The 3,263-nt window shown below is 42.3% G+C and carries 4 protein-coding genes; 3 read left to right on the forward strand and 1 reads right to left on the reverse strand.

The genetic code is table 11. The features are described from left to right. The first annotated feature begins 54 nt into the window (after window positions 1-54). From mbpA to mbpC, 3 genes are read left to right on the forward strand one after another with little or no spacing between them, the layout of a single operon-like run. Window positions 55-354 (forward strand): mobilization protein MbpA, encoded by a 300-nt coding sequence (gene mbpA, locus KQ486_RS14730; protein ID WP_005683055.1) that lies wholly within the window; start codon window positions 55-57, stop codon window positions 352-354. After that, window positions 351-1,145: a mobilization protein MbpB gene (gene mbpB, locus KQ486_RS14735; protein ID WP_007755894.1), complete on the forward strand. Its 795-nt coding sequence runs from the start codon at window positions 351-353 to the stop codon at window positions 1,143-1,145. The genes mbpA and mbpB overlap by 4 nt, the downstream gene beginning before the upstream one ends. After that, a complete protein-coding gene (gene mbpC, locus KQ486_RS14740) occupies window positions 1,102-1,554 on the forward strand; it encodes a mobilization protein MbpC (RefSeq protein ID WP_007755893.1) in 453 nt (150 codons plus the stop codon). Before mbpB ends, mbpC begins: the two co-directional genes overlap by 44 nt. A gap of 287 nt (window positions 1,555-1,841) precedes the next feature. Here the strand turns inward: mbpC and KQ486_RS14745 are convergent, their stop codons facing one another. Next, window positions 1,842-2,774: a replication initiation protein gene (locus tag KQ486_RS14745; protein WP_229509212.1), complete on the reverse strand. Its 933-nt coding sequence runs from the start codon at window positions 2,772-2,774 to the stop codon at window positions 1,842-1,844. Window positions 2,775-3,263: the final 489 nt, after the last annotated feature.

Below are 3,263 nucleotides of genomic sequence, written 5' to 3' on the forward strand. Positions count from 1 at the left end.
CAATTCTTGCTTTTCTCGCTTTGCTCAAAAAGATTTTAAGATTACCTTTGTGACATGGAAGTAAGACGGAACGAAAAGATTACATTCCGCTGTACCCGGTATGAAAAGCTGGCACTTGCGGAGCAGGCAGCCCGATGTAGCATGAGCACATCGGAGTATTGCCGGAGTTTGTCCCTTGGAGGTCGCCCAAGGGAAAGGTACACCGAGGAGGAACGGCAGCTTCTCCGGGACATAGCCCAGTTGAAAGGAACGCTCCAACGGCTGAACAACTACTTCGGTGGTCGCCAGTACCGGGAGGTATTTGAAGAGAATCAGGCACTAATCACCGAACTTAAAAAAATACTTTCACGATGATAGGGAAAGGAAAGAGCATATCGCATGGTACGGCTGCACTGGAGTATGACCTTGCCAAAGAGATAGACGGACAGACAGCAGCCATCGAGATAGCCCGGCATGAACTTTACGGGTGTACGGGTGCGGAAATGGTACAGGAAATGAAACCATACCACGCTGATTTTCCGAACGTAAAAAACAATTGCCTACGTTTCGAGGTCAGTCCTTCGATAGAGGAAAGCGCCACCTTTACGGATGCGGACTGGGCGGAACTTGGTAACGACTTCATGCAGCGCATGGGGCTGGCGAACCACCAGTACATCATCATCCGGCACAGCGGTACGGAGAGCAAAAAAGAACAAGCCCACCTGCATATACTGGCAAACCGGGTTTCCCTTTCCGGGGAACTGTACCGGGATAACTGGATAGGGAAAAAGGCAACGGAAGCCGCCAACGCCATAGCCAAGGAACGGAACTTTGTACAGTCGCAGGACATCGGCAAAGCCAACAAAGCGGAAATCAAGGAAGCCATGGACGACGTATTGAAGAAGATGCAGGGCTTTGACTTGACTAAATTCAAGGAAGAACTTGGTAGGAGAGGTTTTAAAGTTCGGGAAGCCAGGGCAAGCACCGGAAAACTTAACGGCTACTACGTCACAGCCCGAAGCGGTACGGAGTATAAGGCGAGCGAGATAGGGAAAGGCTACACTCTCGCCCATATCGAGCGGACACAAAGCAAACTGAAATATAACTCAATGAACATATCTCATGGAAACAAACTCACATCCGGAAGCGGTAGCTTCCACCGTTAAGCAGGGACAGTACAGCCCCCGGAAAAGAAAAGACACAGCACCAAAGGTTAACCCGCAGCTTGCGATAGAACTGTTTTTTCAAGAAATGGGACGTATTGAAGCCTATACAAAGCGCATAGAGGATGCAACATCCCGAAAGGTACAAATAGACGGGAAAAGCCTCGAAAGTGCCGAAAATCGCCTAAAAAACGTATTGTCGGACTTTGAACGGCAGGGGTACAGAATGAAAAACGGCGGTTATGTGGACAAACGGATTTCGTTCTACTCAATCCTTTGTGCTGTTATCTCCCTATTGTTCGCTTGTTTCATGTGCTATCTTTGGACGGATGCAGCCAAAGACCGGGACAACTACAAGCAGTATTATGAATACTTCCAAGAGCAGGCAAGGGAACAAAAGGGAAACAAATAAACTCTAACTTTACGAATTATGGGAACAACGGAACACGAAGAACCCCGGTTCTTCTTCATACTGAACAAGGGTGCGAAGTCCGGCGGCGAAATCACCCATGCTGTCCTAAACGGTAGTATCGTTTCGAAGCCGGCAGGCTGGGACGCCTTTCATGGGCTTGTACTGGCGAAAGAGAAACTAAGCAGCGAGGAAATACAGCGGCAGATGAAAGAGCTTGGTGTAGAAATGGAAATCGTTCCTCTGATTTGACAAGATTACCCCGGCTGAAATATACCGGGGTAATCTTGTCACTTATCCTTGATTTTCCCTTTAAGGGCGTTTATAATCCACCCTTTTGGATTTGTTTTTGTCCTTGATTTTCCTCTAAGTATGGCGAGTTCTGTCATGATGTCTGGAAGTTCCATTTGTGCTGTTACAAATAAATCCCGGTTGTTTTTGATTTCTTTATCGGAGAACTCCAAAGATGTTTTTAAGTAACTTATCACTTGCCTACCTAAATCCCATGAAAGCCCGGTTTGCTTTTGTAGCTCTTTTTTGTATAGCTCTGCATCACGATGCTCTGGCTTGAATATTGGATAGAAGTTGAAACTTACAATTTTTTTCCCCTCCTTGTTTGCGGACCATTCGAATGTATAAGGACTTAGTTCGTCCAGCTCATTTTTTGCAGGTTCAATTACTTTCCGGACAAAATCGTTTGTCTTTGCGTATTTATCTTGTACTTTAAACATTTCTTTGAGCTGTTCAAGTGGATAGATTAGTTTTGTTTTCTGACCGCTTAAAAGTTCGTAGAACCGCATAGAATATACACTCTTAAACTTCATCGCAGTGGCTAATTCGTATTTGCGAAACCCTTTTGAAAAATCTAAGCAGCAGTCCCATATGTGTGAGTCTATTTGGAATGATACAACAGATGAACGCTTCTTTATCTTTGGCAATGCAATAATAGAAATGCTTATCCATTCTTTTTCATCCTCATAGGTAAAGATTTTCTTTTGTAGAGATAACAGTGCTTGTTTTACACGTGTGTAGTTTTCATCACTTTCTCCATTTAGCAATGAAGCAATAGGCATTGTGATGTGAACGGTATCAAAAAGTGTGTGTTCTATTTTTTTACAATCAGTTGCAAACCTAACTCCTTGGAGTTCACCTTGAGCCATTTCTACAATTCTATAAAGTATGCGCTTCTCATAAACGGAAAAGTCATACTTGGCTGTCGTCATAATATAGCTTTGTATTTGGTCTTTATTGACGACTGTTACACTGTTGTTCTTCTGTTGTTTCGTTTTCATCATCTACACGAAAGGATAAAATACTGTTGGCTTTATCTATGTGAGGAGCGTATATTTCAGAAAATTTTGCGAGGATAGAAATTGCGTTTTTTACCCTTTCAAATTCTTCTTTCTTAAAATGAACTATGATTTTCTTCATCCTTTATTGATTATTAGTATGTTGCGCAAATATAATAAGTAATTACGACTTGTGCAAATGGAAATCGTAGATGATGCAAAATAACATTCAAAAAGTCGTATTTGGAAGAGAAAATAACATTCAAAAAGTCGTAGTAATGTGTTAAATAGCATTCAAAAAGTCGTAGTAATGTGTTAAATGAATTGTGTAAGCGGTTGGATTTCAGCGTGATTTTTAGTTAAAAAAAAAAGCTGATAAGCATATAAACAAGTTATGCTTTATAACAAGTCATTGATTTTTTA

This window comes from Allobacillus halotolerans (assembly GCF_018967645.1).
Classification (GTDB): Bacteria; Bacillota; Bacilli; order Bacillales; family Alkalibacillaceae; genus Allobacillus; species Allobacillus halotolerans.